Genomic DNA, 24,166 nt, shown 5'->3' with positions numbered 1-24,166 from the left:
CCCTATTGGTCATAGCATTCCGCGCAGGTAACGCAGGTCGCGGCGGAGGGCGGTCAGCGGGTCGGCGGCCGGGTAGTGAACGTGGAGTGACAGCGGTCCCGTGTAGCCGCGTTCGCGGAGGCTTCGAAGGATCTCCGCCCATCGGATGATGCCACCATCGGCGAACGGCTGCCAGTCACATGTCCAGCCGTCGGCTCCCTGCGTCCAGGTGGCGTTCTTCACTCCGACGCAGGCCACTCGTTCGCCGATCAGGTCGAGGTGGAGCCGCCAGTCCTCGCTGCCCTCCTTGGCCTGGTTGCCGGGGTCGGCGTAGAAGCGGACCTCGTCCAGGCCTTCGACCAGGCGCAGCGCGAGCGCACCGGAAGGGTGGATCGTGCCGTGGTGCAGTTGGAGCGCGAGCCGTACGCCGTGGTGCTCGGCCGATCTCGCCAGCGTGGCCAAGCCGCGGCGCGCACGCTCCAGGCGTTGTCCGTAGCCGAGCGCCGGGTCGTAGCGATAGAAGCCCACGCGCATCATCGGGACGCCTGCGTCTCCGCACGCGGCCAGCACGCGCCCGGCCGTCTCGCCGTCGTCCTCGCCGAGAAGGTCAGTGGTGACCACGTCGAGCGACAGGCCGGCTCGCTCCAGTTCCTTGGCGACCGCGGTGATGCCGCCGGGCTTGTCCGGCGAGACGGTCTGGCCTGCGCGGATGACGAGGTCGGCTCCGTCGGCTCCGGCCTCGGCCAGCGAGCCGGCCAGTCGAGCGGGCTCGACGGCGCCGAAGGGTTTGGTCAGGACGATGACACGCACATTTCCCCCAATGTCCTGCTTGAAAGCGCTTGCCTAGCATCTCGTATATACAGCCCCTGGTACAACTCCACATGATGTCCATGTGAAATCGCTTTCACCAATCCCTTGTCGCCCGACGTGAGCTGGGCTACTCTCGACCCACCTTCGGGCAAGCGCTTACCAACCGAGACCACGCCTCACCGAGGAAGGCTCCATGAACCGATCCCGTGCGGTCGCGACGTTCACGCTGACCACACTCCTCGCCGCCGCCTGTGGCACGTCGAGCAGCGAAAATGACAGCCAGACGACCCTGCGGATCTGGGACTACTCCGCCGAGCAGGTCGAGTTCCACAAGAAGGTGGGCGAGCAGTTCACCAAGGAGCATCCGAACATCAAGATCGAGTGGCGCTCTATCAGCCAGGACGAGTACAAGAAAACGCTTCCTCTGGCCTTCCAGAGCCGCCAGGCGCCCGACGTCTTCTACTGGAGCGACAACGCCCCAGCGACCATGGCGCAAATGTTGTCGCAGCAGTGGATCAAGCCACTGCATCCCAGCGGCACCGTGCCGGCCGACTTCACCGGCCGCTGGCCGAGCGGTTCGTTCGTCGACGGCATCAACATCTCCGGCGGCAAGACCTACGGCTTCCCCTTCTCGGAGAACCTGTACTGGGGGCCGGGCTACATGTTCCTCAACAACGACCTGTTCAAGAAGGCGGGACTCGACACCACCAAACCGCCGCGCACCTGGACAGAGCTCAAGGCGGCCTGCGCCAAGATCGTCTCGACGACCGAGGCCGAGTGCATCGCGTCCCCCAGCAAGGGCCGCGAGCTGCAGCGTATCTGGTTCGCCCTGGCCGGTGGCGTCAAGACCGATCTGTTCTTCGACTACAAGCAGGGCAAGTTCTCCCTCGACGACCCCGACCTGCTCAAAACGTTCTCCTACATCCAGGAGCTGGCCAAGGCCGGCTACATCGCCCCCGGCACCAACGACAAGAACTTCTCCCGCCAGCAGTTCGCGGCCGGGCAGGCCGCCGTCTACTTCGACGGCACGTGGGTTCCCAGCGTGTGGACCAGCCAGGGCCTCGCCTCCGACAAGTACACCGTCGCTCCGCACCCGAATCCCGACACCGGCGCGACCGGCGCGTTGGCCAGGCAGTTCGACGGAAACAAGTATTGGGTCGGCTCGCAGACCAAGAACCACGAGGCCGCCTGGACGTTCCTGGAGTGGATGACCCGGCCTGATGGCTTCTTCGTGCAGGAGTACTACAAGGCCGGCTTCGGCACGCTCGCCTTCACCGACAACGAGAAGTACGTCTCCGATCCGGCGATCAAGCAGATCATGGGCATCGCCGAGCAGCCCGGCTTCCGGGCCACCGTTCCCGTCCCGGTGCTGAAGTGCCCCGACATCGCCAAGTCCAAGGCGTACCTGGAGGCCATCTCCAAGCGGCCCGACTGGGAGTACGAGGCCATGGTGGAGGCGCTCGTCGGTGGCAAGCCGCTGGCCCCGCTGGCCACCGAACTGGTGCGGGAGCGTCAGCAGATCCTGGAGACCAAGCTCAAGGAGGAGGCCGCCGGCGGACTCAAGGTCTCGATGGACTGCTACACCTTCCCCGACTGGGACTACACCTCCGATTACGGCCTGGACAGGTACCGGGGCTGACGAGTGACCATCACGCAAACCCCGCCGCGGCCCGCCGTACGCGCCGTCGAGCCGCAGGTGCGGGAAGACACCACGCGTCAGCGGGCCCGCGGCAGGGACCGATTCTGGATCGCCCTGTTCCTGGTCCCCTTCCTCCTGCTGTACCTGGGCTTCACGCTGTGGCCCCTGGCCGCGACCGTCTGGTACTCCTTCTTCGACTGGTCGGGCATCGGCCCCATCGACAACTTCGTCGGCACCGGCAACTACACCTCGATCCTGGCCGACGGCCTGTTCTGGGAGTCGGTGGGCAACACCGTGCTGTTCGCGGTGCTCAACACGGCCATCAAGCTGCCGCTCTCGCTGATCGTGGCGATCCTGCTGACCCGCAAGTGGCTGCGGGGCAAGAAGATCTTCCGCACCATGTTCTTCGCGCCCTTGATCATTCCGGTCGCGATGGCAGGCCTGATCTTCACCTACCTGCTCAACCCGTCCAACGGCGCGCTGAACGCGATCCTGAAGGACCTCGGCCTCATCGACGAGTCGGTCGACGTCTTCGCCGGCCGGTGGAGCGCGATGATCGTGGTCGTGCTGGTGTCGATCTGGCAGGTCTTCGGCCAGTACATGATCTACTGGATGGCCGCGCTGCAGAACGTGCCCGACGACGTGTACGAGGCGGCCGACATCGACGGCGCGAGCGAGTGGCAGAAGCTGACCAGGATCACGCTGCCGATCATCAAGCCCGTCGCGGTCGTGATCCTGCTGCTCGCGCTGGTCAACTCCATGCACGTCTTCGGCCTGGTGGTCACGCTCACCGGCGGCGGCCCGGGCACCAGCACCTACGTCGTCTCCTACTTCATCTACCAGGAGGCCTTCGGCAGCGTGCCCTTCCAGTACGGCTACGCCTCGGCGGCGGCCCTGCTGTTCTCGGTGCTCGCGTTCGTCCTGGTCTCCAGCCAGGGGCTGGTCGTACGCAGGGCACAGCGGCTCAGGAAGGAGTACGGCGTCTGATGAAGCGGCGTGCCAACCTGATCGCCCTCCCCATCCTGCTCATCGTCGGCCTGGTGTGGATCTACCCGTTCCTGTGGACCCTGTCGGCGGCGTTCAAGACGCAAGCGGGCATGTTCACCGGCGGCGCCAGCCTGATGCCGGACCTGTGGAGCTTCGAGAACTTCGAACGCGCCTGGGTGAACGCGGGCTTCTCCCAGTTCTTCGCGAACACCGTGCTGTACTCGGTCGTCTCGACCACGGTCGAACTGGTCAAGTCGGCGCTGTGCGGCTATGTGCTGGCCCGCTACGACTTCCCCGGGCGCACCTTCCTGCACCGGCTGATCGTGGCCACCCTGTTCATCCCGGTCGCCTCGATCATCATCCCGCAGTTCGTGCTGGTGGAGCAGCTCGGCCTGCTCAACACCAGGGCGGGCGTCATCCTGGCGATGTCGGGCTCTGCGGGCGCGCTGTACGTGCTGCTGTTCATCGGCTTCTTCGCCAGCATCCCCGAGGAGCTGTTCGACGCGGCCAAGCTGGACGGCGCCGGCTTCCTGCGTACGTTCCGGCTCATCCTGCCGCTGGCCAAGCCGGTCATCGCGGTGGTGGTGATCTTCCAGTTCGTCAGCAACTGGAATGAGTTCAACATCCCGCTCGTCTTCACACTCGGTCAACCCGAACTGCAGAACCTGTCGGTCGGCATGCTGTCGTTCAAGGGCGAGCATGCCGTGGACTGGACCGGGTTCGCGGCCGGGATGACGCTCTCCTTCGCGCCGATGCTCCTCATCTTCCTGTTCTTCCAGAGTTATTTCGTGCGCGGCCTGGCCGGCGCGACCAAGGGGTGAGCCTTGAAGATCACTGATGTCGTCGTCTCTCCGGTGGCAACCAAGGACCCGCCGTTGCGCAACATCCACGAGGTGCACCAGCCGTACGCGGTGCGCTCAGTGGAAGACATCGTCGAGCCACTGGAGATCACGGATGGCATCACGCCGATGTGCACAGTCGATCCCGCCTGGGACCCGGTGATCCCTCGATGGTGAGACACGGCACGTTCGCCTACACATGGGACATCGTGGGCGATCCGGGGGCTGCCACGCGCATCGCCGGGCTCGGCATCGACACGGTGACACTCCAGGCCGCCTATCACGCGGTCAGGGGAGTCACCCCCTGGCATCCGCGGCATCGCCTCGTCCACGCCGAGCACGCCGCCGCCTACTTCAAGCTGCGGCCGGAACGCTGGGCACGGCTGCGGCCGCCCGCACCCACATGGGGCGTCGAGCACGACGACAGGTTCGGTGCGGCGTCGGCGGCGCTGAGCGCGGAAGGGTTGCGTGTGGAGGCCTGGCTGGTGCTCACTCACTCCTCGGCCGTGGGCACGGCCGCGCCCGAGGTCACCGTGCGGAACGCCTACGGCGAACGCTATCCCTATGCGCTGTGCCCCTCACACGCGTTGGTGCGCGACTACGCGCTGACGCTGGTGAGCGAGGTATGCGAGCAGTACGACGTGGCGGCGCTGATGCTGGAGGCCTGCGGCTGGCTGGGGTTCGAACATGGCAGTCACCACGAGAAGACCGTGGGGGCGGACCTGTCGGCCGGGGCCAGGACGCTGCTGTCGATCTGCTTCTGCGCGGCCTGCCGCACCGCGCTGGGGCCCGATGCCGCCGAGCTGGCGGGCGAGGTGCGCGCGGCGGTCGACGGTGAGCTCCAGTGTGGCGTTCCCGCCACGCTCGCCACTGAACGCGCCGCCGCGCTCCTCGCGCACCGCGCAGCCGTCATCGGTGATCTCGTTCGGCAGGCGGCGGCGCTCGCCGGCGGGCGGGAAGTGCTGCTGATGGCCGCGGACGACCCCTGGCTCACCGGCCCTGACGTGGGTCTCGACCTCAGCGCCTTTCGCGCACCCGCCGACGCGTACGTGCTCAAGTGCTGGGGCGACCCGGAAGCTGCCGTGAGCCAGGTCAAGGCTGCCGCCGGACGGACGGAGCTGGCGCTGGTGGCCAACGTGAGCGTCCTGGAGGAGCCATGGGAGGGCGTCTCCCGGCTCGTCGCCGCGGGCGCCTCCCAGATCCGCTACTACCACGCCGGACTGGCTTCCCGGGCCCGGCTCGACCGCATCCGCGCAGCAGTACAGGAGAACCCGTGAACGGCCTTTACGTCATGAACCTCGACCGCTTTCCCGACGTCTACGGGCCCGACGAACGAGCGGACATCGAGCGGCACCTGCGCGTCGCCGCGCCGCCTGTGACGGCGGGTGACCTCACGCCCGGCCTGCTGGCCGACGTGGACGTGCTGGTGACGGCCTGGGGTGCGCCCAGGCTCGACGCCGCCTTCCTCGACGCGGCCCCGAAGCTGGCGCTGGTCCTGTACGGCGCCGGTTCCGTCCGCTCGACGGTCACACCCGAGTCGTGGGCCCGCGGGGTCCGCGTCACCGCCGCCGGCCACGCCATCGCCACGGCGGTCGCGGAGTTCGCGCTGGCCCAGATCCTCTACGCGCTCAAACACGGCTGGCGCTACGTGCTGACCAGCCGCGCGACCAAGGCGTGGGCGGCGCGCGACGCGGAGAAGGGCGCGTTCGGCTCAGTCGTCGGCCTGCTGTCGCTGGGCGCCACGGGCAGGACCACCGCGGACCTGCTGGCCCGGCACGACGTGACGGTCCAGGCCCACGACCCCTTCGCCACCTTTCCTGACAGCGTGCGCTCCGTCGGCTTGGAGGAGCTGTTCGCCACCTCGGACGTGGTCAGCCTGCACGCCCCGCTACTGCCGCAGACGCGCGGTCTGGTCGGCCATGACCTGCTGCGGTCGATGAAGCGGGACGCCACGCTGATCAACACCGCGCGCGGTGGGTTGATCGACGAGACCGCGCTGGTGGAGGTCCTGGATGAGCGGCCCGACCTGTTCGCGGTGCTCGACGTCACAGACCCGGAGCCGCCCACGCCGGGCTCGCCGTTGTTCTCGCTGCCCAACGTGGTCGTGACACCTCACCTGGCCGGCAGCCTCGGCCCCGAGCGGCGCCGACAGGGCCGGTTGATGGCCGAGGAACTGGCCAGGTACGCCGCCGGCCGGTCCCTGCTGCACGAGGTGACCGAGCAGCGATTGGGGCACTCGGCATGAGCCTCACGCTGGTCATGATTCCACCCCACGACCCCGCCACCCTGGGCTGGCCGGAGCGGCTGGAGGCAGCGGTGCCGCAGGTGAGCGTGCTGCGGCCGGAGAGCCCTGACGAGACGGCGGACGCCCTGCGCCGGGCCGACGCGGCCTATGGCGCGCTGCCCGCCGGCCTGCTCGGTCACTGCGCCAGGCTGCGTTGGCTGCAGGCGCCGCAGGCCGGGCCGCCGCCCGGCTTCTACCACCAGGCGCTGGTCGAACACCCGGTGGTGGCGACCAACATGCGTGACACCTACACCGACCATGTGGCCGCGCACACGCTGGCGCTGGTGCTCGCGATGGCCAGGGGGCTGCCGCAGTATGTGCGCGACCAGGAGGCCGCGCGCTGGGCGCCCGACTGGGCCCCCGCGTCGGTGCTGTCCCTGGCTGAGGCTACGGCGTTGGTGGTCGGTGTCGGTGCGGTGGGAGCGGAGGTGGGCAGGCTCCTGGCGGCGTTCGGCACCCGCGTGATCGGCGTGGACGCGCGGGTGACCGCCGCGCCGCCCGGGTTCGCGCACGTGTGGCCGGCCGGCGCCCTGGACGACCGGCTGCCGGAGGCCGACCTGGTGATCCTCGCGGTGCCGCACACCCCGGCCACCGAGGGCCTGATCGACGCGGCGCGGCTGCGCTCGTTCAGGCCGTCCGCGGTGCTGGTCAACGTCGGCCGCGGTCCCACCGTACGGCTAGGCGACCTCTCCGACGCCCTGGCCGCGGGACGGCTCGGCGGGGCCGCGCTCGACGTCTTCGAAACCGAGCCGCTGCCCGCGGGCCACCCGCTGTGGTCCAGGCCCGACGTGCTCATCACCCCGCACGTCGCGGGCGCCGGGCCGCACGCGGTCGAGCGGCGCTTCGCGGTGCTGCTGGAGAACACGCGGCGCTTCGCCGCCGGGGACGAGCTGATCAATCGCGTCGACAAGACCCAATGGTTCTGAGAGGGGCCGGCGTGAACCTGATCGAGCGGGTGGAGGCGTTCCCCGTCGCGCTGCCCACCGTGCGCGACTTCGCGCTCTCCGGCGGCGCCGTCACGACGGCGGGGCGGCCTGCCGTACGGGTGCTGGTGAAGGTGACCGCCACCGACGGCGCCACCGGCTGGGGGGAGGCCACGCCCATCCCGTCCTGGACCTACGAGACGACCGAGTCGATCCTTTCCACGATCACCCGCTACCTGGCGCCCGTGGCCATCGGCAGGCCGCTGTGGGACCTCGACGGGCTCGTCACGGCGTTCGACCGTACCCTCAGCAGGGGGTTCTCCATCGGCATGCCGCTGGCCCGCGCGGCCGTCGACGTCGCCTGCCACGACGCGCTCGCCCGCTCGCGCGGCCTGTCACTCGCGGAGCTGTGGGGCCGCCGCCGGCGCGACACGATCGAGCTGGCCTGGATCGTGGCCGGGCAGACGCCGGGCGAGGTGGCCGCGTCGGTGGCCGAGGGACGCGCGCACGGCTACCGGCACGTCAAGGTGAAGGTCGGGCTCCACGGCTCTCTCAAGGCCGAGGTGGCGGTCGTCGAAGCGGTACGGCAGGCCGCCCCCGACGCCGTCATCTGGGTCGACGCCAATCAGGCCTTCACAGCCGATGCGGCGCTGCGGCTGGCCAGGGCGCTGGTGCCGTACGACGTGGCCGTGTTCGAGCAGCCGGTGCCCTCTAACGACCTCGCGGGCCTGCGCAGGCTCAGGGAGGCCAGCCCGATCACGATCGCGGTCGACGAGAGCCTGCGCCACCCCAGCGACCTGGCCACCTTCGTCCGGCTCGACGCCATCGACGTCGTCGTCGCCAAGGTGCAGCGATGCGGCGGGCTGACGCTGGCGTTGCGGCAGTGCCAGCTCGCCGAGGACTGCGGCCTGCCGGTGATGGGCTCGGGTCTCACCGAGTCCGACATCGGGCTGGCCGCCTCACTCCACCTGTTCGCCGCCTTCGGGGTCGACACGCCCGTCGATCTCAACGGCCGCCAGTTCCTGACCAGCCCGTATGCCACGGGCCCGGTCATCGAAATCGCCGACGGCATCGCGAAGGTGCCGTCGGGTCCCGGTCTCGGCATCGAGGTCGACGAGGAGGTGATACGCGAGCTCACCCTCGACCACCCCCCAGTCTGAGGAGAAATGCCTTGTTCATCCCCCTGATTCTCAGCGTCGCGCTCATGAGCGGCGCGGCCGTCATCACCCCGCTCCCGGGCTCCGTTACCGCCAGCTCGCACGACGGTAACGTGCCCGCCAACACTGTCGACGACAATCTCTCCACCCGCTGGTCAGCGGCGGGCGACAACCAGTGGATCGCCTACGATCTCGGCTCGCTCCAGACCGTCGGCCACGTCTCCGTTGCCGTCTACCAGGGAAACTCCCGCCGCAACCGCTTTGACCTGCAAGTCTCCGCGGACGGCGGCACCTGGACCACCGTGTGGAGCGGACAGAGCAACGGCACCACCTCGGCCCCCGTCGACTACGACTTCGCCGACGTCCAGGCCCGCCATGTCCGCTACCTCGGCCACGGCAGCACCGCCAAGGGCAATTGGAACAGCGTCAGCGAGATCGACATCCACGGCCCCGGCGGCGGCCCGGCCTGCTCCAAGCCCGGCGACGTGCTGGATCTCGCCGACTGGAAGCTCCAGACGCCCGTCGACGATCCCGCCCAGTCAGGCACCCAGCCCCTGGAGGTCAGACAACCCGCCCTGGACACCTACGAGCTGTCGCCATGGTACGTGACCACGCCCGACTGCAATGGTGTGCGCTTCAGAAACCCGGTCAACGGAACCACCACCCCCAACACCACCTACGCCAGGACCGAGCTGCGCGAGATGAACGGCTCCGAGCACGCCTCCTGGTCCTCCACCTCCGGCGCCCACACGATGATCATCGACCAGGCGATCACCCACCTCCCGAACACCAAACAGCACGTGGTGGCCGGACAGATCCACAACGGCAACGACCAGTCGGTCTTCCGCCTGGAAGGCACGAACCTGTACGTCACCCGGGACAACGACACCCACCACAAGCTCATCACCAGCAACTACACGCTGGGCACCCGCTTCCAGGCCAAGTTCGTGGTCAGTGAGGGCTCGATCAAGGCCTACTACAACAACGTCCTGCAGACGACGATCCCGCTCGACTTCGAGGGCGGGTACTTCAAGGCGGGCGTCTACACGCAGGCCAACTGCGACAACTCCGCGCCCTGCAGTTCAGACAACTACGGCGAGGTGGTGGTCTACAACGTGAGCGTCAGTCACAGCTGACCCAACCCCGGCCGGAGCCCTCTGGGCCCGTGACCATGGCTCCGGCCGGGGGCCGCCGTCCGCTGAGGACGCTCCTGCAGCTCGCTCCCGCAGATCGCGCCTCGGAGCTCGGGCTGACCGCCCTGCCGGCTCACCAGCCGATACCGCCCAACGCAAGCGGTTCGGTCTCGGGCGAGGTCATGAGCCTGCCTGGGTGGTGGCGCTCGTGGTCGCGTAGCGGAGTATGCCGGGAAGAGTGATGACGACCTTGAGCCCTCCCGACGGACTGGGAACCAGGGCGATGCCGCCCCCGTGTGTCTCCACGATGCCCCGGACGATCATCAGGCCCAGGCCCGACCCGGAGGAGGCAGGGGAGACAACCCCGTGGAGGAGTTCCGTGGCGCGGCCGGACGGGATACCGGCGCCGTTGTCCTCCACCTCGATGACCACCGTTGCGGCGTCATGCTCGGCGCGCAGCAGGATCGGGGCGCGACCGTGCAGCACGGCGTTCTCCACGAGGCAGTCGAGGGCCGTCTCCAGCCGTTCCTCGTCACCCGCCACCGTTATCGGGACCGCTTCCACGTGGATGGCCCCGTTCGCCACGGGAGCCCAGCGCCGGGCCACCTGCCGGAGCAGAGCGCCGATGTCCAGGGTGCGGGCGTCGTCGCTCGTGTCCTGGTGCGCCCAGGCCAGGGCGGCGAGGCGTCCGGTGATGCGGGAGAGCTTGCCGAGCTCCTCCACCACGACGCCCACGTCGGCCGCGAGTTCGGGGTCGCTGGTGTCCACCTGGAGCATCTCCGCGTACCCGCGCGCGACGGTGAGGGGGGTGCGGAGTTCGTGGGTGGCGATCCGGACGAACCGTTCGGTCATCTCGTGGGCCACGCGCTCCCGCGAGGCGGCCAGCCGGGCCTCCGCCACCGCGGCCGTGCGCCGCCGTACGTGCCAGACCATCACGAGGAAGAGCGTCGACATCAGCGGGATCTCGGCCGTCTCCTCAAGGGCGATGACCTGGGAGTGGGCGTGCCGGAAGAGGGGGATCCCGGTGACCACGGCCACGCACGCGCAGACGGCGAAGGTGGCGGGCAGGGGCCACGGCCGTACCCCGTAGACCAGCGCGAGCGAGATCCAGATGAGGTGGAACGGGATCGTCTCCGCGCCGGGCAGGACCCACATGAGGACGGTGTTGAGCGCGGCGAAGCCCGCCCAGAGCGGGATCGCCCAGCGGTCAGCCCGCGACGAAACTGTAGCCCACATGCCGCACCGTCTCGATCGACTCGGCCCCCAGCTTGGTCCGCAGGCGGCGCACGTACACATCCACGACGTTGCTCGACGTGTCGAAGGTGAAGCCCCAGACATTGGCGAGCAGCTCGTCGCGGCCACAGACCTCCCCGGCCCGCCTCATGAGCTGGCTGAGCAGGGCGAATTCGCGATGAGGGAGGGGAATGACGCGGCCTTGCACGGTGACCGTCCGCCGGTCGAGGTCGAGCGAGACCGCGCCGGCCCGGAGCCAGCGGCGGGAAGGGGAGAGGCTGGGCTCCGAGGCCCGCAGCCGGACCCGCGCGACGAGTTCGGCCACCGCGAACGGCTTGGCCAGGTAGTCGATGGCCCCGGACGCGAAGCATTCGATCTTGGCAGACACGTCTCCGAACGCGGACAGCACCAGGACCCGCTGGCTGGGCTGGTGAGCCAGCATGTGGCGCAGCACGTCGAAGCCGCTCATGCCCGGCAGCATGAGATCGAGAACGACGAGCGCGAACTCCCCTTCCCGAGCGAGTTGCAGGGCGTCCGCGCCGACGCCCGTCGTAGCGACCGAATGGCCGTCTCTCTCCAGCGCTCGCGAGACGAACCGGCAGATCTTGGGCTCGTCATCGACGACAAGGATCCGGGGCATGAGGGTGCTCCGCACGAGTAAGCGGCGTCCCACCTGCGACGCCCATCGGTTTCTTCGCCTTTGTGTACCTCTGGCGATCAGCACCCGGCAAGGGCCACGGGGTGTCCGAAAGGGGCAGGGGGCCTGACCTGGCAGGAGATGACGCCGACCTGACAGTCGGATGACGGAGTTGTCATCTACGGCACCGAAGGCGGGCGGGGCGCGCACGGTGACGGAGGTGTGGATCTCGGTACGGGAGGGGGCGGCCATGCGTGCTCGACGAACGCTCATCGCGCTGGTGCTGGTGACGGCGGTGGTTCCGGCAGTGGCGGGGCCGGCACAGGCCCAGGTCACGAGCACGGTACGGCTCCGCGTCGAGTCCGCCCGCACCGGGGAGCCGGTCACCTCCTACAAGTTCGTCGTCACCAAGGACGACACGGGTGATCCCACCCAGGCGCGTGCCGCCGGCTGCATGCCCGGAAACGGGAGCGATCCAGCGACGTCCTACCCGAGCACCTGCGACTGGCCCTCCACGCACACGTTCACCGGCGGTTCGGGCGGCGCGGACAACCTGATCACCCAGGGCACCCAGGCCGAGCTGTCCGAGACCGAAGGGCTGCAGTTGCCGGACGGCAAGTACCTGATCTCCGTGGTCGCTGACGGCTTCAAGATCGACGGCGGTTGGGTGAGCGTGCCCGCGCCCGATCCGGGGCTGGTGAAGGTCGGGCTCCAGCCGGATCCGCTGCCGCTGGCCCAGGTCAAGGCCGTGGTGTTCGAGGACAACGCCACCAACGGCCAGTTCGACCCGGGCATCGAGCGCGGGCTGGAGGGCTGGGTCGGGCACATCGCCGACGTCCTTGGCGAGGTCAGCACCGACTGGTACGGCAATCCGCTCTGTACCGAGTACGACGCCGCCCACCATCCGATCGAGGGCACCGGAGGCGAGTGCAAGAGCAACGCCCAGGGCGAGCTCGTCATCCCGAACCTGGGCTCCAACCGGTACAGCCTGAGCGTCGTGCCCCCGGACGGCCAGACCTGGATCCAGACCACGTCCCTGGAGGGCGGCCACGACTGGGACATCTGGGCCGAGGAAGGGCACAAGGGATTCGACCCCGAGCTGATCGTCAACGGCGCTCCGATTCCCGAGTCCCAGTTCGGTTACGTCAAGCCCACCCAGCTGGACGCTGCCCACTCCGGCAACGCGACGATCGCGGGCAGGGTCGTCAGCGTCAAGTCGTACCTGCCGCCGGCGGGTGGCGACACCTTCGAAGGTCCGGTGTCCCGGCCGTGGATCTCCGTCACGGATCTCCTCGACAACGACACCCTCGTGTACGCCGCCCAGGGCAACGCCGACGGCACCTTCACGGTCCCCGGTCTCAAGCCGGGCGACTACCAGGTGGCCTACTGGGACTACGACCAGAACCTGCTGCTCCAGCTGACCAACGTGCAGGTCGCGGACGGGCAGACGGCGAATGTCGGCGACCTGGCGCTGTCGCACTGGTTCAGCGAGGTGCACGGCTCGGTGTTCTTCGACACCAACAAGAACGGCAGGCGCGATGCGGGCGAGAGCGGCCTGCAGGGCCAGCCCGTGGTCCTCAAGTCACGCGACAACGCGGTCGTCGACGCGGGCAGCAAGAGCGCCACGACCAACGCGCAGGGCAACTGGACGCTCAAGCAGGTCTATCCCTACGGCTACTGGACGATCCTGGAGGTCTACAACGACCGCTTCTACACCACGGGCGTCACCTACCAGACGGACAATCAGCCGGCCGCGACGACCGTCCTCGGCTCCGGCGTCGACGTCGCCACCCTCAACCAGGACGGCCTGAACACGCGGATCGACATCGGCGTGCAGCCGTACGCCCGCGGCACCAACGGCGGGATCGTCGGCACGGTCGTCTACAACGAGACCCGCAACGAGCTGGATCCCCGCCTGGCCGCGACCGAGGTCTACGAGCCCGGCATCCCCGACCTCACGGTGAACCTCTATCAGCCCGTGACCGGGCCCGACGGCGAGTACGTCATCGGGGCCGACGGCTCCTACCAGCTCGGTCGGCAGCTCGGCACGTACACCAGCGAGACCTTCGAACGGCCCACCGACTGCCAGGCCCGCGACGCGGGCGGCACGCCCGTGAACCTGCTGTTCGCGGCCCCGGCCACCGGCGGCCACGCGTGCGTCGAGTCGCCCCTGATGGGCAACCAGGTCCAGACCGGCTTCGCCGCGGTCAACGGCAACTACGGCTTCACCACCGTGTGGCAGTACGACGCCGCCGGCAACCTGATCAGGGACGCCGGCGGCGACCCGGTCGAGGCGCCCATGCCCAAGGGCGACTACCTGGTCAAGGTCGAGGTCCCGGACGACGCGTGGGGACGGTCGAAGTACAACCTGACCAGGGAAGAGGACGTCAACGTCTTCGACGGCGACGACTACGAGCCCCAGATCCCGCCGCCGCCGTGCGCGGGCAAGCTGCACACGGTGGACGTGGCCGGCCTCGGCACCGACGGGCCGGACGCGACCCAGAACCCCACCTTCGCCGACGCGGGCGGGAGCCCGTACGAGGGTGAGCAGCGGCCGCTCTGCGACGTCAAGCTCGTCACCGTCAGCGACATGCGCTCCACCGCTCCGGGCTTCCACTTCTTCACCGACGTGCCGCAGCCGGGCCGCCTGTTCGGCGCGGTGGTGGAGGACCTGGCCCTCGGCACCGACCCCAAGGAGTTCTACTACGGCGAGAAGGCCGGCATCCCGAACGCGCCGATCGGCATCTACGACTTCACCGGCCGCCTGGTGCACACGATCAACGCGGACCCGAACGGCTTCTTCGAGGTGCTGCTGCCCTCTACGAGGACGTTCAACTGCCCGCTTCCGGCAGGGCCGTGCCCCAACGTCTTCCGGCTCGTCGGCAACGATCCCGGAGTCCCCGGCCATCCGAACCCGAACTACAACCCGGCCTACCGGACGATGGCGTCCCAGTGGCAGATCTGGCCGGGCGTCACCCTGCTCGCCGACGTGGCCCTGCTGCCGACCGCTCCGGTGGTGGAGTTCCCCGGCACGCAGACCACGCATCCGCCGCGCTGCCTGCTCCCCGACGCGACTCCCGAGCTGTTCGCGGTGTCCACCCCGTACGTCAACGGCTCCGGCTCGTTCACCATCAACGGCCAGGGCTTCGGCGCGACCGCGGGGCAGGTGCTCCTCGACGGCACCCAGATCTCGGTGACGAGCTGGGGTGAGCGCACGATCGCGGCCTCCGTGCCGGCGGGAGCTCCGCCTGGCCCGCACCGGCTGCGGATCGTCCGCTCCGACGGGCGCGAGGCCCGCAACACGCTGACCTTCCACGTGCGGGGCGGGACCTACACGCCGTCCGTGATCGAGGTCGGCCCCGGCAGGGCGCACACGAAGATCCAGCAGGGGCTCGAAGCGGCGGCCGCCGCGACGCAGGCGCTGCTCGTCGTGTACCCGAACACGCCGTCGCAGTTCGCGCCGCTCGGCGACTACTTCGAGGACGTGGTCGTGCACTCGCCGGTGAAGCTCCAGGGCGTCGGACCGGGTGGCGTGCGCCCGGACGGCAGCTCGGTCGCCGGCTCGATCATCAACGGCCTCGGATTCACCAGCACCAACGCCGTCCAGTGGAGCACGCTCGTGGAAGGGATCAAGGCGTCGCCCGGCTGGAGCGGCAACCAGCAGATCTCCGAGGGCCAGGTCGTGTACGTCGTGGCGCGGGACGGCCAGTTCACCAGCGGCTACAAGGCGTCGATCGACGGCTTCACGATCCAGGGCGGCGATGAGTTGGGCTTGGAGGGCACGTGGCAGACGCCCTTCTACCCGGTGCAGGGCGGCGGGATCTACGTCAACGGCTACGCCCGCAACCTGCAGATCACCAACAACGTGATCAGGAGCAACGGCGGCGCGTACGGCGGAGCCGTCCGCCTCGGCACCCCCGGCATCGGCAGCAACCACAACGACGGCGTCCGCATCGGCTACAACCGGATCCTGCACAACGGAGGCTCCAACCTGGCCGGTGGTGTGGCGCTGTTCAACGGCGCCGACGGCTACGAGATCGATCACAACGAGATCTGCGGCAACTTCTCCGCCGAGTACGGCGGCGGCATCAGCCACTACGGCCTGTCCGGGGCGACCGGCCCGGCCAACTCGATCCACCACAACCTGATCTGGGCCAACGCCTCCTACGACGAGGGCGGCGGGATCATGCTGGCCGGTGAGGCGCCGCCCGCCGTCCCCGTTCCGCCGGTCTCACCGGGATCGGGACCGGTCAACGTGTACGCCAACACGATCCAGTCCAACCTGGCGGAAGACGACGGCGGCGGCCTGCGCCTGCTGCAGGCGGGGAACTGGCCGGTCAACGTCTACGACGACGTCATCGCGAACAACGTCTCGGCCCACGAGGGCGGCGGCATCGCGCTCCACGACGCCACCGGCGTGCGCGTCTACAACACGACAGTGACCAAGAACATCAGCACGTCCACCGCGGCGACCAGCGACGGCAACCCCGTCCCCGCGGGCCTGTCCACCGGCGCCAACAGCGTGCAACTGCAGGGCACGCTGCCGCCCGGCGCGCCGGCGTTCAGCGAGCCGCTGCTGTTCAACGACATCGTCCATGACAACAGGTCGGGCACCTGGGACGGCGCCGTGGCCAAGCTCACCGGCCTCGGGTTGCCCGGCGACACCACCCCGGTCAACGTGTGGGACCTCGGGGCGGCGGACCTCAGCGGCAAGCTGTCGCCGACCAACACGCTGCTGACCAAGGACCACGCCGCGTACGTCAACGCCGAGCCGTCCAACGTCGTCGGCCAGGATCCCAAGGTCCGGCAGCCCTACGACACGATCGTCAATCCGCTGGTGTGGCGGGGTGCTCCGCAGTTCGTGCAGAGCGTCATCGTCTCCCTGGACCAGCCCGCCCAGGTCGCCGGCGACTACCACCTGCAGCCGAGGGTGAACGGCTCGCCCGCGCTGGACGCGGGGACCACAGGCAAGGCGGGAGTCGTCGCGCCCGCGTTCGACATCGACGACCAGCCCCGGCCGGTGGGCCTGTACGACCTCGGCGCCGACGAGGACGCGACGGACGCGGTGGCGCCGCTGATGACGAACCTGGCCGCCGTCCCGGCAACTGTGCCGGTCGGCATCACGGTGGTCGTCGGCGCGCTCGTCAGCGACGCGGTCACGGGGAATACGAAGATCGTCGCCGCCGAGTGGTTCACGGGCGCGGATCCCGGCCGCGGACGCGGGACCGCGATGAAGGCGGTCGACGGCTCGTACAACACCGCCACCGAGCTGATCACCGGCACGGTCGCCACCAAGGGCTGGCCGAAGGGAGCGCGGACCCTCTACGCCCGCGCCAAGGACGCGAACGGCAACTGGACCGCGGTCAAGACCACGACGATCACGATCAGGTAGGGCGGGATGAACGGATATCAGATCAGCCGGCGCGGCATGCTCCTCGCCGCCGGGGCGGTGGCGGGGGGATGGCTGCTGCGGGACGCGGCGGCCGGTGCCGCCGTGGCCCCGACCATCCATCTGGCGGCGACGGACGGGTTCATCTCGCTGCCGGGGAACGTGGCGGGCGTGCATCCCGACCCGCTGGCCCCGGGGCCGTTCACCACCTGGGGCATCGGCTTCCGGGACGTGACCGCGCTCACCACCACGCAGGTGAAGGCGCAGAAGGGCAGGTTGGAGGCGCCCGCCCCGATGTGGTGGGTGAACGAGATGCAGGACACCCGGGTACAGCTCACCAACCTGGGCCTGGCCGTCCGGCCGGACCTGCTCGATTCGCACACGGTCCACTGGCACGGTTTCCGCAACGCCATCCCGCTCTTCGACGGGGTGCCGGAGCTGTCCGTCGCGGTGCCGCCCGGCCGGGCGTTCACCTACTTCTACCGGCCACGTGATCCGGGCACGTACATGTACCACTGCCACTTCGAGGACGTCGAGCACGTCTCGATGGGGATGACCGGGATCGTCTTCGTCCGGCCGAAGCAGAACGCCGGGGCGCCTGGGATCCCGGCGGGCAGGTACGTCTACAACGACGGCGACGGGTCCACCGCCTACGCCCGCGAGTGGGGCATGTTCCTGTCCGAGGCCTGGACCAAGGAGCGCTTCGAGGGGGCGCACATCCAGGAACACGACTGGAGCGAATACGACGCCGACGTCTGGCTGCTCAACGGCCGGTCCTATCCGGACACGCTGGCGCCCAACGGGGGCGGCAACGCCGCCAATGGGGACCTGATAGCACCCACCGGACACCCGAAGCTGAAATACCAGCCTTTGTCGTCTCTTGTCCGCTGCATGTCCGGCGAGAAGGTGCTCCTGCGCCTGGTCAACCTGGGATTCCAGCAGCACACCATGACGCTCGCCGGCATCCCGATGCGCGTGGTCGGAAAGGACGCCACCCTCCTGCGCGGCCGCGACGGCACCGACAACACCTACGTCACCAACGCGATCCACATCGGGCCAGGGGAGAGTGTCGATGCGATCTTCACGGCTCCTCCGGTGACCGCCGAGACCGTCTACCTGCTGTACAACCGCGCGTACGCCACGCTCTCCAACCCCGGGCTCACCGGGCTCGGCGGCCAGGTGACCCAGGTGCGCGTGCTCCCCGCGGGCAGCGGCCTGCCGCCCCAGACCAAGCCCAACACCTGAGCGGCGGGAGTCCATCATGCGTGCTCTCAAAGCGGCCGCCGCCGTGGCGCTGCTCGTCGCGTTCACGGCGAGCCCAGCCTACGCCCAGCCGCCGGAATCCGGCCTCGCCTGCACCACGGGCCCGTCCTTCGACCTGGCCACGGCCGACGGCTACGCCGGTTTCCCGGACGGCAACACGGTCTTCATGTGGAGCTACACCGTCGACGGCGGCGCCTTCCAGCTCCCCGGGCCCGTCCTGTGCGTCACCGAGGGGGACACGGTCACCATCTCGCTGCGCAACACGCTCCCGGAGCCGGTGTCGATCCTCATCCCCGGGATCACCGGCCTGACCGCCGACGGCTCGCCCGCCGAACCCCAGCTCAGCGGCGCCACCCTGACCTCGCTGGTGCAGGCCGCACCGACCGGCGGCACCGTGACGTACCAGTTCGCCGCGACCACTCCCGGCACCTACCTCTACGCCAGCGGCACCGACCCCGCCAAGCAGGTCCAGATGGGCCTCTACGGCACGCTGGTGGTGCGGCCCGCAGGCCACCCCGACCGGGCGTACGGCACGGCCGCCAGCCGGTTCAACCCGGCGGCCGAGTACGTCGCCCTGCTCTCCGAGGTCGACCCCGACCTGCACGCCGCCGTCGAGAACGCCAAGCCGTACGACGTCACCAAGCTCCACCCGCGCTACTGGCTGATCAACGGCCGGAGCTTCCCCGACACCATCGCGCCCAACGACGCCGGATGGCTGCCGAACCAGCCGTACGGAGCGCTCGTCCACATCCAGCCCAAGGACCCGGTCACCAACCCCCATCCCGCGCTCGTCCGCTACCTCAACGTCGGTGACCGCACCCACCCGTTCCACCCGCACGGCAACCACGGCCGGGTCATCGGACGCGACGCACACGCCCTGGTGAGCGGCGCCGACCAGTCGTTCGAGAACTTCCTCGCCGACATCGGCCCCGGCCAGAGCTGGGACGTCACCTACGACTGGACCGACGTCGAGCAGTGGAAGCCCGCCACCAACCCGATCCCGGTGCCGCTGCCCCAGCAGCAGAACCTCGTCTACAAGGATGACGCCACCTGGTACGGCGGCAGCCCCTATCTCGGCGTGACCGACAGCCTGCCGGTCGGCGTCACCTCCTACAACCAATGCGGCGAGTACTACCAGATGTGGCACAGCCACGCGCTCAACGAGGCCGCCAACTACGAGGCGGGCTTCGGCGGCATGATGACGCTCGAGCGCATCGACCCACCCGGGGGGTGTTCCTGATGGGACGGCGCAGTTTCGCGACGGCATGCGGAGCCATCATCGCCGCGGCCGCACTCCTCACCCAGCCGGCCGCCGCTGCCCCGCGCGCGCCCACCCGCGCGCACGACTCAGGGGTGGCGGCGGCCCTCCCCTCTTCGCCATGCACGCTGAGCGGCACCGTGCGCAGCTGCGAGTTGTGGGCCAAGACGGGCACGTTCGCGCTGCCCGGCGGGACCACGGTGCCGATCTGGGGCTACGCGCCGGCCGCCGCCGACCCGCCGACGCTACCCGGCCCCCTGCTGCTGGCGACCGTGGGGGAGACGGTGAGCATCACGCTGCACAACACGCTCGGCGACGCCACCAGCATCGGGCTGCCTGACCAGGAGCTGCCTCCCGACACGGCGGGCGCGCCTCCTGGCGGGACCAGGACGTACGAGTTCACCGCGGCCCGGCCTGGCACCTTCCGCTACGAGGCCGGGCTGACCCCCGGTGGTCCGCGCCAGGTCGCCATGGGCCTCGCCGGAGCACTCGTCGTCCGTCCCGTCCCGGGCGGCAGCGCGTACGGCACGGCCGCGACGGCCTTCGACGACGAGGCGCTGATCGTCCTGCAGGGGATCGATCCGGCGTTCAACGCCGCCCCGGTCACGTATCCGACGGCGAAGTACCGTCCCCGCTACTGGCTGATCAACGGCGCCGCCTACCCGGACACGGCGGAGATCCCCTCCGGGGCCGGGCGGCGGTTGCTGCTCCGGTACGTCAACGCCGGGCTGGAGGATCATCCGATGTCCCTGGCCGGGGCGTTCCAGCAGGTCGTGGGGGCCGACGGGCGTGAGCTCGGGCATCCGTACACCGTCCTGTCCGAGACCGTGGTCGCCGGCGGCACGATGGACGCCATCGTCGCCGTGCCGGCGGTCCCGCGGATACCGCTGTTCGAGGCGGCTCGCCGCGTCGACAACGCCGGGCACGTGACCGGCGGGTCGGTCGACTTCGGCGGCATGCTGACGTTCATCGCCGTGGGGCCGTGATGCGCCGGCTGCTGGTGGCGCTGGCGCTGGCGCTCGCGGCCGGGCTGGTGGTCCTGCTGGCCCTGCCCGACCGTGCGGACCGGCCGGCGGGGATGCCGGTCAGTCCCGAGGTCGAGCAGCGGTACGGCGTGCGCTTCACCATGGTGGGCGTCACAGCCGACCACGGGCTCCTCGACGTGCGGTTCATCGTGCTGGACCCGGATCATGCGACGGACATGTTGTCGGATGCCGACCGGCTGCCGGATGTCGTGGTGGAGAGCCGGGGTAAGGCGTTGCCGTCGCCCGCGCTCATGCCGATGATCCACAATCCCGTGGCCGGCCGCACCTACTACGTGCTGTACCGCAACTCGGGAGGCGTCGTGATGGCGGGCGACACGGTGACGCTGGCCTTCGACGAGGCGAGGTTGCGGCATGTCCCGGTTCTGTAGGGTCGCCGCGCTCGCGCTCGCGCTGGTCTTCTTCACAGCGGGTCCGGCCGCGGCCCATCCGCTCCTGACCGGTTCGGAGCCCGCCGACGGCCAGACGCTGGCGGCGTCCCCCGACCGGCTGTTGCTCGAGTTCAGCGAGGCGCTCCTCGCCTCGTCCGTACGAGTGTCGCTGTATCCCTCCGCCGGCGCGGCCAGCGATCTGACCACCTCGGCGCTGACCCCCACCCGGTTCGTGGCTCCCTTGCCCCGCCTCGGCGACGACATCTACGAGGTGCGGTGGGAGGCGACCTCCAGCGAGGACGGCCACACGCTGAGCGGGAGCCTGGTGTTCGGTGTCCAGCGCGCGGTCGCCGCGTCGGCGCCGGGGGAGCGCGGCGGACCGCAAGCGCTGGATTCCGCGCTGGCCCTCGCCCGCGTGGCGGGCGCCTCGCTCGCCGTCGGCGGCTTCCTCGTCGCGGTCCTCCTGGTGCCGCTCGCCCGGCGCCGCCGGCCGTCGGGACCGTGGACCCTCGTCACCCGCCGCGCCCTGCGGGTCGCCTCGGCCGGGGCGGCCACCGGGGTTCTCGCGGTGATCGCCATCGGGGTCGCGAGCTCGGCCTGGCAAGTGGCCGCCGCCGCACATGGACGGCGGCTGATCGAGCAACTGGCCCTGCTCCTCACCGGTCTCATCATCGCCCACCGCACCCACATCGCCCACCGCACCCACACCGCCCACCGCACCCACACCGCCCACCGCCCTCTGACCACCGGTCCGACCGTTACCGCCGGCCGCGCCCTCACCACCGATCAGGCGCCCGCCGATCGCGGTGCCGGCACCGCCCGTGACCCGTTCGGCGCCGGAGGGGCGGGCTTCGCAGGGCTGGTCGCCGTGGCGCTCGCCGTCGGCATCGGAGCCCTCGACGGCCATGCCGCCGTCGCCGGAGAGGCCGTCGCGGCCGCCGTGCACGCCCTCGCGGCCTCGGTATGGATCGGCGGCGTGATCGCTCTCGCGGCCGCCGGCTGGCCGCTGCTCGTCGGCGGCTCACCCGCCCGCCCCGAGCCGTCCCGGAAGGCGCTGGCCCGAGCGCTGCTCGGCGCCTACACGGTGCCCGCCGTGGTGTCGGTCGTGGCGCTCGGCGTGACGGGCCCCGTGCTCGCCGGACGCCAGATCGCCACGCCGTACGCCGCCGTGACGACTCCGTACGGGCTCATCCTGGCGGCGAAGCTCCTGGTCCTGGGAGGTGTGGCGGTCATCGCCGTCCTCTCCGCCCGGGGACGGTCGGGCCGCCGGCCGCTGCTCATGGAGGCGGTGCTTCTGGGCACGGTGGCCTGCTGCGCGGCCCTTCTCACCGTCACCCCACCCGCCAGAGGCCCGGGCCTGGAGCCGGCGCCCGCCGCCGCGCCGCTGCAGCGCAGCGTCAGGCTGGACGACCTGGTGCTGGAGGTGTCCGTACGGCCCGGCACCCCCGGCCGGAACCTGGTCACCGTAGAGGTCCACGACACCCGGCGCCCGGCGCCCGGCACGGTGCGCGCGGTGCGGCTGGGCCTGCCGGGCTCCGCTCTCCTCGGGACGCTGCCCTTGACCGAGCGGCGCTGGCAGGCCACCGCGGACCTGCCGCCGGCTCAGGGCGTGCCGATCCGGGTCGACGTCGTCAGGGAAGGCCTGCCACCCGCCGGGACGACGCTGGAGTGGACCATCCGGGGGGCGGAGCCCCACGGCTTCATGGCGGATCAGCCCCTGGTCCCGATCACGAACGGTTTGGCGTGGGCGATCAGCGCCGTCGCCGCGGCCGTCCTGGCCCTCGTATGGAGGAGAAGGCGCCACCATGAGATCTCTGGCGATCGTCCTGACCATGCTGCTGACCTCGGTCGTGCACGCGCCGGGGCCTGACCGGGTCGCGGTCGTCGTCTATCTCAAGGACAGGGCGGACCTCGGCGCGGTGCCGCCCGGAGATCGCCGGCTGCGTCGGCAGAGGGTGGTGGGAGAGCTGCACCGGGTGGCGGACCGCGCCCAGGCATCGCTGCTGCGCCTCCTCGACGCCGAGCGCCGGCGCGGCGTCGTCACCGGCGTACGCCGCCTGTGGAACGTGAACGCGATCGCGCTGACCACCACGCGGGAGCTCGCCGACGCCATCGCCCGCCGCCCCGAGGTGGCGTCTGTGGCCGCCGACGAGACCGCGTTCGCACCCGTGGGGCAGATCGAGGTCAACCTCACGCAGTCCGGCGCCCCCGGCCTCTGGTCACTTGGCCTGCGCGGCACGGGGGTCGTGGTGGCGAACGTGGACACCGGCGTCGACGTCACCCACCCCGACCTCGCGGCACGCTGGCGCGGCGGCCCGAACTCCTGGTTCGACCCGAACGGCGAGCACGTGACGCCGGCCGACGTCTCGGGGCACGGCACCTGGACCATGGGCGTCATGGCCGGCGGAGACGCGTCCGGTGCGGCGATCGGCGTCGCGCCGGACACCACGTGGATCGCGGCCAAGGCGTTCGACGACGGCGGAGTGGCCACGACCTCGGGCCTGCACGCCATCTTCCAGTGGCTGCTCGATCCCGACGGCGACCCGGCGACCGACGACGCCCCCGACGTGGTGAACAACTCGTGGGCGTTCTCCGCCAAGGGCTGCAATCTGACCTTCGAACCCGACCTCGCCGCGCTGCGCGCGATCGGGATTCTGCCGGTATTCGCGGCCGGCAACGGCGGCCCGTACGCCGCCGGCTCCTACAGCCCGGCGAACAACCCGTCCGCCTTCTCTGTCGGGGTGGTCAACGGCGCCGACACGATCCTGTCCATGTCCAGCCGCGGGCCGTCGACGTGCGGAGGTCGCACCGGCGTGTTCCCCGACCTGGTCGCGTCCGGCAAGGACATCTGGACCAGCGACTTGTACGGCATGTGGACGACCGCGACGGGCACGTCCATGGCCGCGCCACACGTGGGCGGCGTCCTGGCGCTCCTGCTCTCCGGCAAGCCCGGCCGCACGCCCGGCCAGCAGGCCGCCGCCCTCGTGGCCGGCGCCCACGACCTCGGCGTCCCCGGCCCCGACAACACCTATGGCGCAGGCCGCCTCGACGCCGTGGCGACCTGGAACGCCTTACCCTGACCGGCAGCGGTGCGAACCCGCCCTGGCTCCTCCCAGCCGCCGGGCTGAGCCGGCGGACGGTCGCCGACTATGTCCCGCGGCCGCGCTCGCCGTCCGCGATGCGCCAGAATTCGCGCGTGCGTTATTGACGGCTGGTCGCCT

19 protein-coding genes are annotated in these 24,166 nt (G+C 70.2%); 16 read left to right on the top strand and 3 right to left on the bottom strand.

The genetic code is table 11. From position 1 onward, the window contains the following. Positions 1-9 precede the first annotated feature (9 nt). Positions 10-789: a sugar phosphate isomerase/epimerase family protein gene (locus ACFPZ3_RS27450; protein ID WP_379517116.1), complete on the bottom strand. Its 780-nt coding sequence runs from the start codon at positions 787-789 to the stop codon at positions 10-12. Between the two features lie 193 nt (positions 790-982). Between ACFPZ3_RS27450 and ACFPZ3_RS27445 the strand changes: the two genes are divergently transcribed. The 9 genes from ACFPZ3_RS27445 to ACFPZ3_RS27405 are packed head-to-tail and all read left to right on the top strand — an operon-like array spanning position 983 to position 9,754. Next, positions 983-2,428 (top strand): ABC transporter substrate-binding protein, encoded by a 1,446-nt coding sequence (locus ACFPZ3_RS27445; RefSeq protein ID WP_379517115.1) that lies wholly within the window; start codon positions 983-985, stop codon positions 2,426-2,428. A gap of 3 nt (positions 2,429-2,431) precedes the next feature. Continuing rightward, positions 2,432-3,415, top strand: a complete 984-nt coding sequence (locus ACFPZ3_RS27440; RefSeq protein WP_379517114.1) for a carbohydrate ABC transporter permease — start codon at positions 2,432-2,434, stop codon at positions 3,413-3,415. Beyond that, entirely contained in the window at positions 3,415-4,236 is an 822-nt protein-coding gene (locus ACFPZ3_RS27435; RefSeq protein WP_379517113.1) for a carbohydrate ABC transporter permease, read from the top strand. Before ACFPZ3_RS27440 ends, ACFPZ3_RS27435 begins: the two co-directional genes overlap by 1 nt. A gap of 3 nt (positions 4,237-4,239) precedes the next feature. Continuing rightward, complete coding sequence (locus tag ACFPZ3_RS27430) at positions 4,240-4,431, top strand: hypothetical protein (RefSeq protein ID WP_379517112.1); 192 nt, start codon at positions 4,240-4,242, stop codon at positions 4,429-4,431. Then, positions 4,425-5,531, top strand: coding sequence for a hypothetical protein (locus tag ACFPZ3_RS27425; protein ID WP_379517111.1), 1,107 nt, complete (start codon positions 4,425-4,427; stop codon positions 5,529-5,531). Before ACFPZ3_RS27430 ends, ACFPZ3_RS27425 begins: the two co-directional genes overlap by 7 nt. Then, complete coding sequence (locus ACFPZ3_RS27420) at positions 5,528-6,499, top strand: hydroxyacid dehydrogenase (RefSeq protein ID WP_379517110.1); 972 nt, start codon at positions 5,528-5,530, stop codon at positions 6,497-6,499. The genes ACFPZ3_RS27425 and ACFPZ3_RS27420 overlap by 4 nt, the downstream gene beginning before the upstream one ends. After that, positions 6,496-7,464, top strand: a complete 969-nt coding sequence (locus tag ACFPZ3_RS27415) for a D-2-hydroxyacid dehydrogenase (protein WP_379517109.1) — start codon at positions 6,496-6,498, stop codon at positions 7,462-7,464. Before ACFPZ3_RS27420 ends, ACFPZ3_RS27415 begins: the two co-directional genes overlap by 4 nt. A gap of 11 nt (positions 7,465-7,475) precedes the next feature. After that, positions 7,476-8,621 (top strand): mandelate racemase/muconate lactonizing enzyme family protein, encoded by a 1,146-nt coding sequence (locus ACFPZ3_RS27410; protein WP_379517108.1) that lies wholly within the window; start codon positions 7,476-7,478, stop codon positions 8,619-8,621. An 11-nt stretch (positions 8,622-8,632) separates the two neighbouring features. Further along, a complete protein-coding gene (locus tag ACFPZ3_RS27405) occupies positions 8,633-9,754 on the top strand; it encodes a polysaccharide lyase family 7 protein (protein WP_379517107.1) in 1,122 nt (373 codons plus the stop codon). A gap of 177 nt (positions 9,755-9,931) precedes the next feature. On the opposite strand, the gene ACFPZ3_RS27400 is transcribed toward ACFPZ3_RS27405, so the two are convergent. Both ACFPZ3_RS27400 and ACFPZ3_RS27395 read right to left on the bottom strand, forming a co-directional pair. Continuing rightward, a complete protein-coding gene (locus ACFPZ3_RS27400) occupies positions 9,932-10,987 on the bottom strand; it encodes a sensor histidine kinase (protein ID WP_379517106.1) in 1,056 nt (351 codons plus the stop codon). Then, entirely contained in the window at positions 10,959-11,624 is a 666-nt protein-coding gene (locus tag ACFPZ3_RS27395) for a response regulator transcription factor (protein WP_379517105.1), read from the bottom strand. Before ACFPZ3_RS27395 ends, ACFPZ3_RS27400 begins: the two co-directional genes overlap by 29 nt. A gap of 247 nt (positions 11,625-11,871) precedes the next feature. Between ACFPZ3_RS27395 and ACFPZ3_RS27390 the strand changes: the two genes are divergently transcribed. The 7 genes from ACFPZ3_RS27390 to ACFPZ3_RS27360 are packed head-to-tail and all read left to right on the top strand — an operon-like array spanning position 11,872 to position 24,025. Next, positions 11,872-17,013 (top strand): IPT/TIG domain-containing protein, encoded by a 5,142-nt coding sequence (locus ACFPZ3_RS27390; RefSeq protein ID WP_379517104.1) that lies wholly within the window; start codon positions 11,872-11,874, stop codon positions 17,011-17,013. 6 nt (positions 17,014-17,019) lie between these two features. Continuing rightward, entirely contained in the window at positions 17,020-18,255 is a 1,236-nt protein-coding gene (locus ACFPZ3_RS27385; protein ID WP_379517103.1) for a multicopper oxidase domain-containing protein, read from the top strand. A gap of 16 nt (positions 18,256-18,271) precedes the next feature. Continuing rightward, a complete protein-coding gene (locus ACFPZ3_RS27380) occupies positions 18,272-19,513 on the top strand; it encodes a multicopper oxidase domain-containing protein (RefSeq protein ID WP_379517102.1) in 1,242 nt (413 codons plus the stop codon). Next, the gene (locus ACFPZ3_RS27375; RefSeq protein ID WP_379517101.1) at positions 19,513-20,517 is read left to right on the top strand and encodes a multicopper oxidase domain-containing protein; all 1,005 of its coding nucleotides are present in this window, start codon (positions 19,513-19,515) and stop codon (positions 20,515-20,517) included. Before ACFPZ3_RS27380 ends, ACFPZ3_RS27375 begins: the two co-directional genes overlap by 1 nt. Then, positions 20,517-20,945 carry a hypothetical protein gene (locus tag ACFPZ3_RS27370; RefSeq protein ID WP_379517100.1) on the top strand — a complete coding sequence of 143 codons (429 nt, stop codon included), beginning with the start codon at positions 20,517-20,519 and terminating at the stop codon, positions 20,943-20,945. Before ACFPZ3_RS27375 ends, ACFPZ3_RS27370 begins: the two co-directional genes overlap by 1 nt. After that, positions 20,929-22,815, top strand: a complete 1,887-nt coding sequence (locus ACFPZ3_RS27365; protein WP_379517099.1) for a copper resistance CopC family protein — start codon at positions 20,929-20,931, stop codon at positions 22,813-22,815. Before ACFPZ3_RS27370 ends, ACFPZ3_RS27365 begins: the two co-directional genes overlap by 17 nt. Continuing rightward, positions 22,751-24,025, top strand: coding sequence for a S8 family serine peptidase (locus tag ACFPZ3_RS27360; RefSeq protein WP_379517098.1), 1,275 nt, complete (start codon positions 22,751-22,753; stop codon positions 24,023-24,025). The genes ACFPZ3_RS27365 and ACFPZ3_RS27360 overlap by 65 nt, the downstream gene beginning before the upstream one ends. Positions 24,026-24,166: the final 141 nt, after the last annotated feature.

The organism is Nonomuraea insulae (assembly GCF_042656245.1).
The sequence above is the reverse complement of the archived record's forward strand: the minus strand, read 5'-3'. Positions and strand labels throughout refer to the sequence as shown.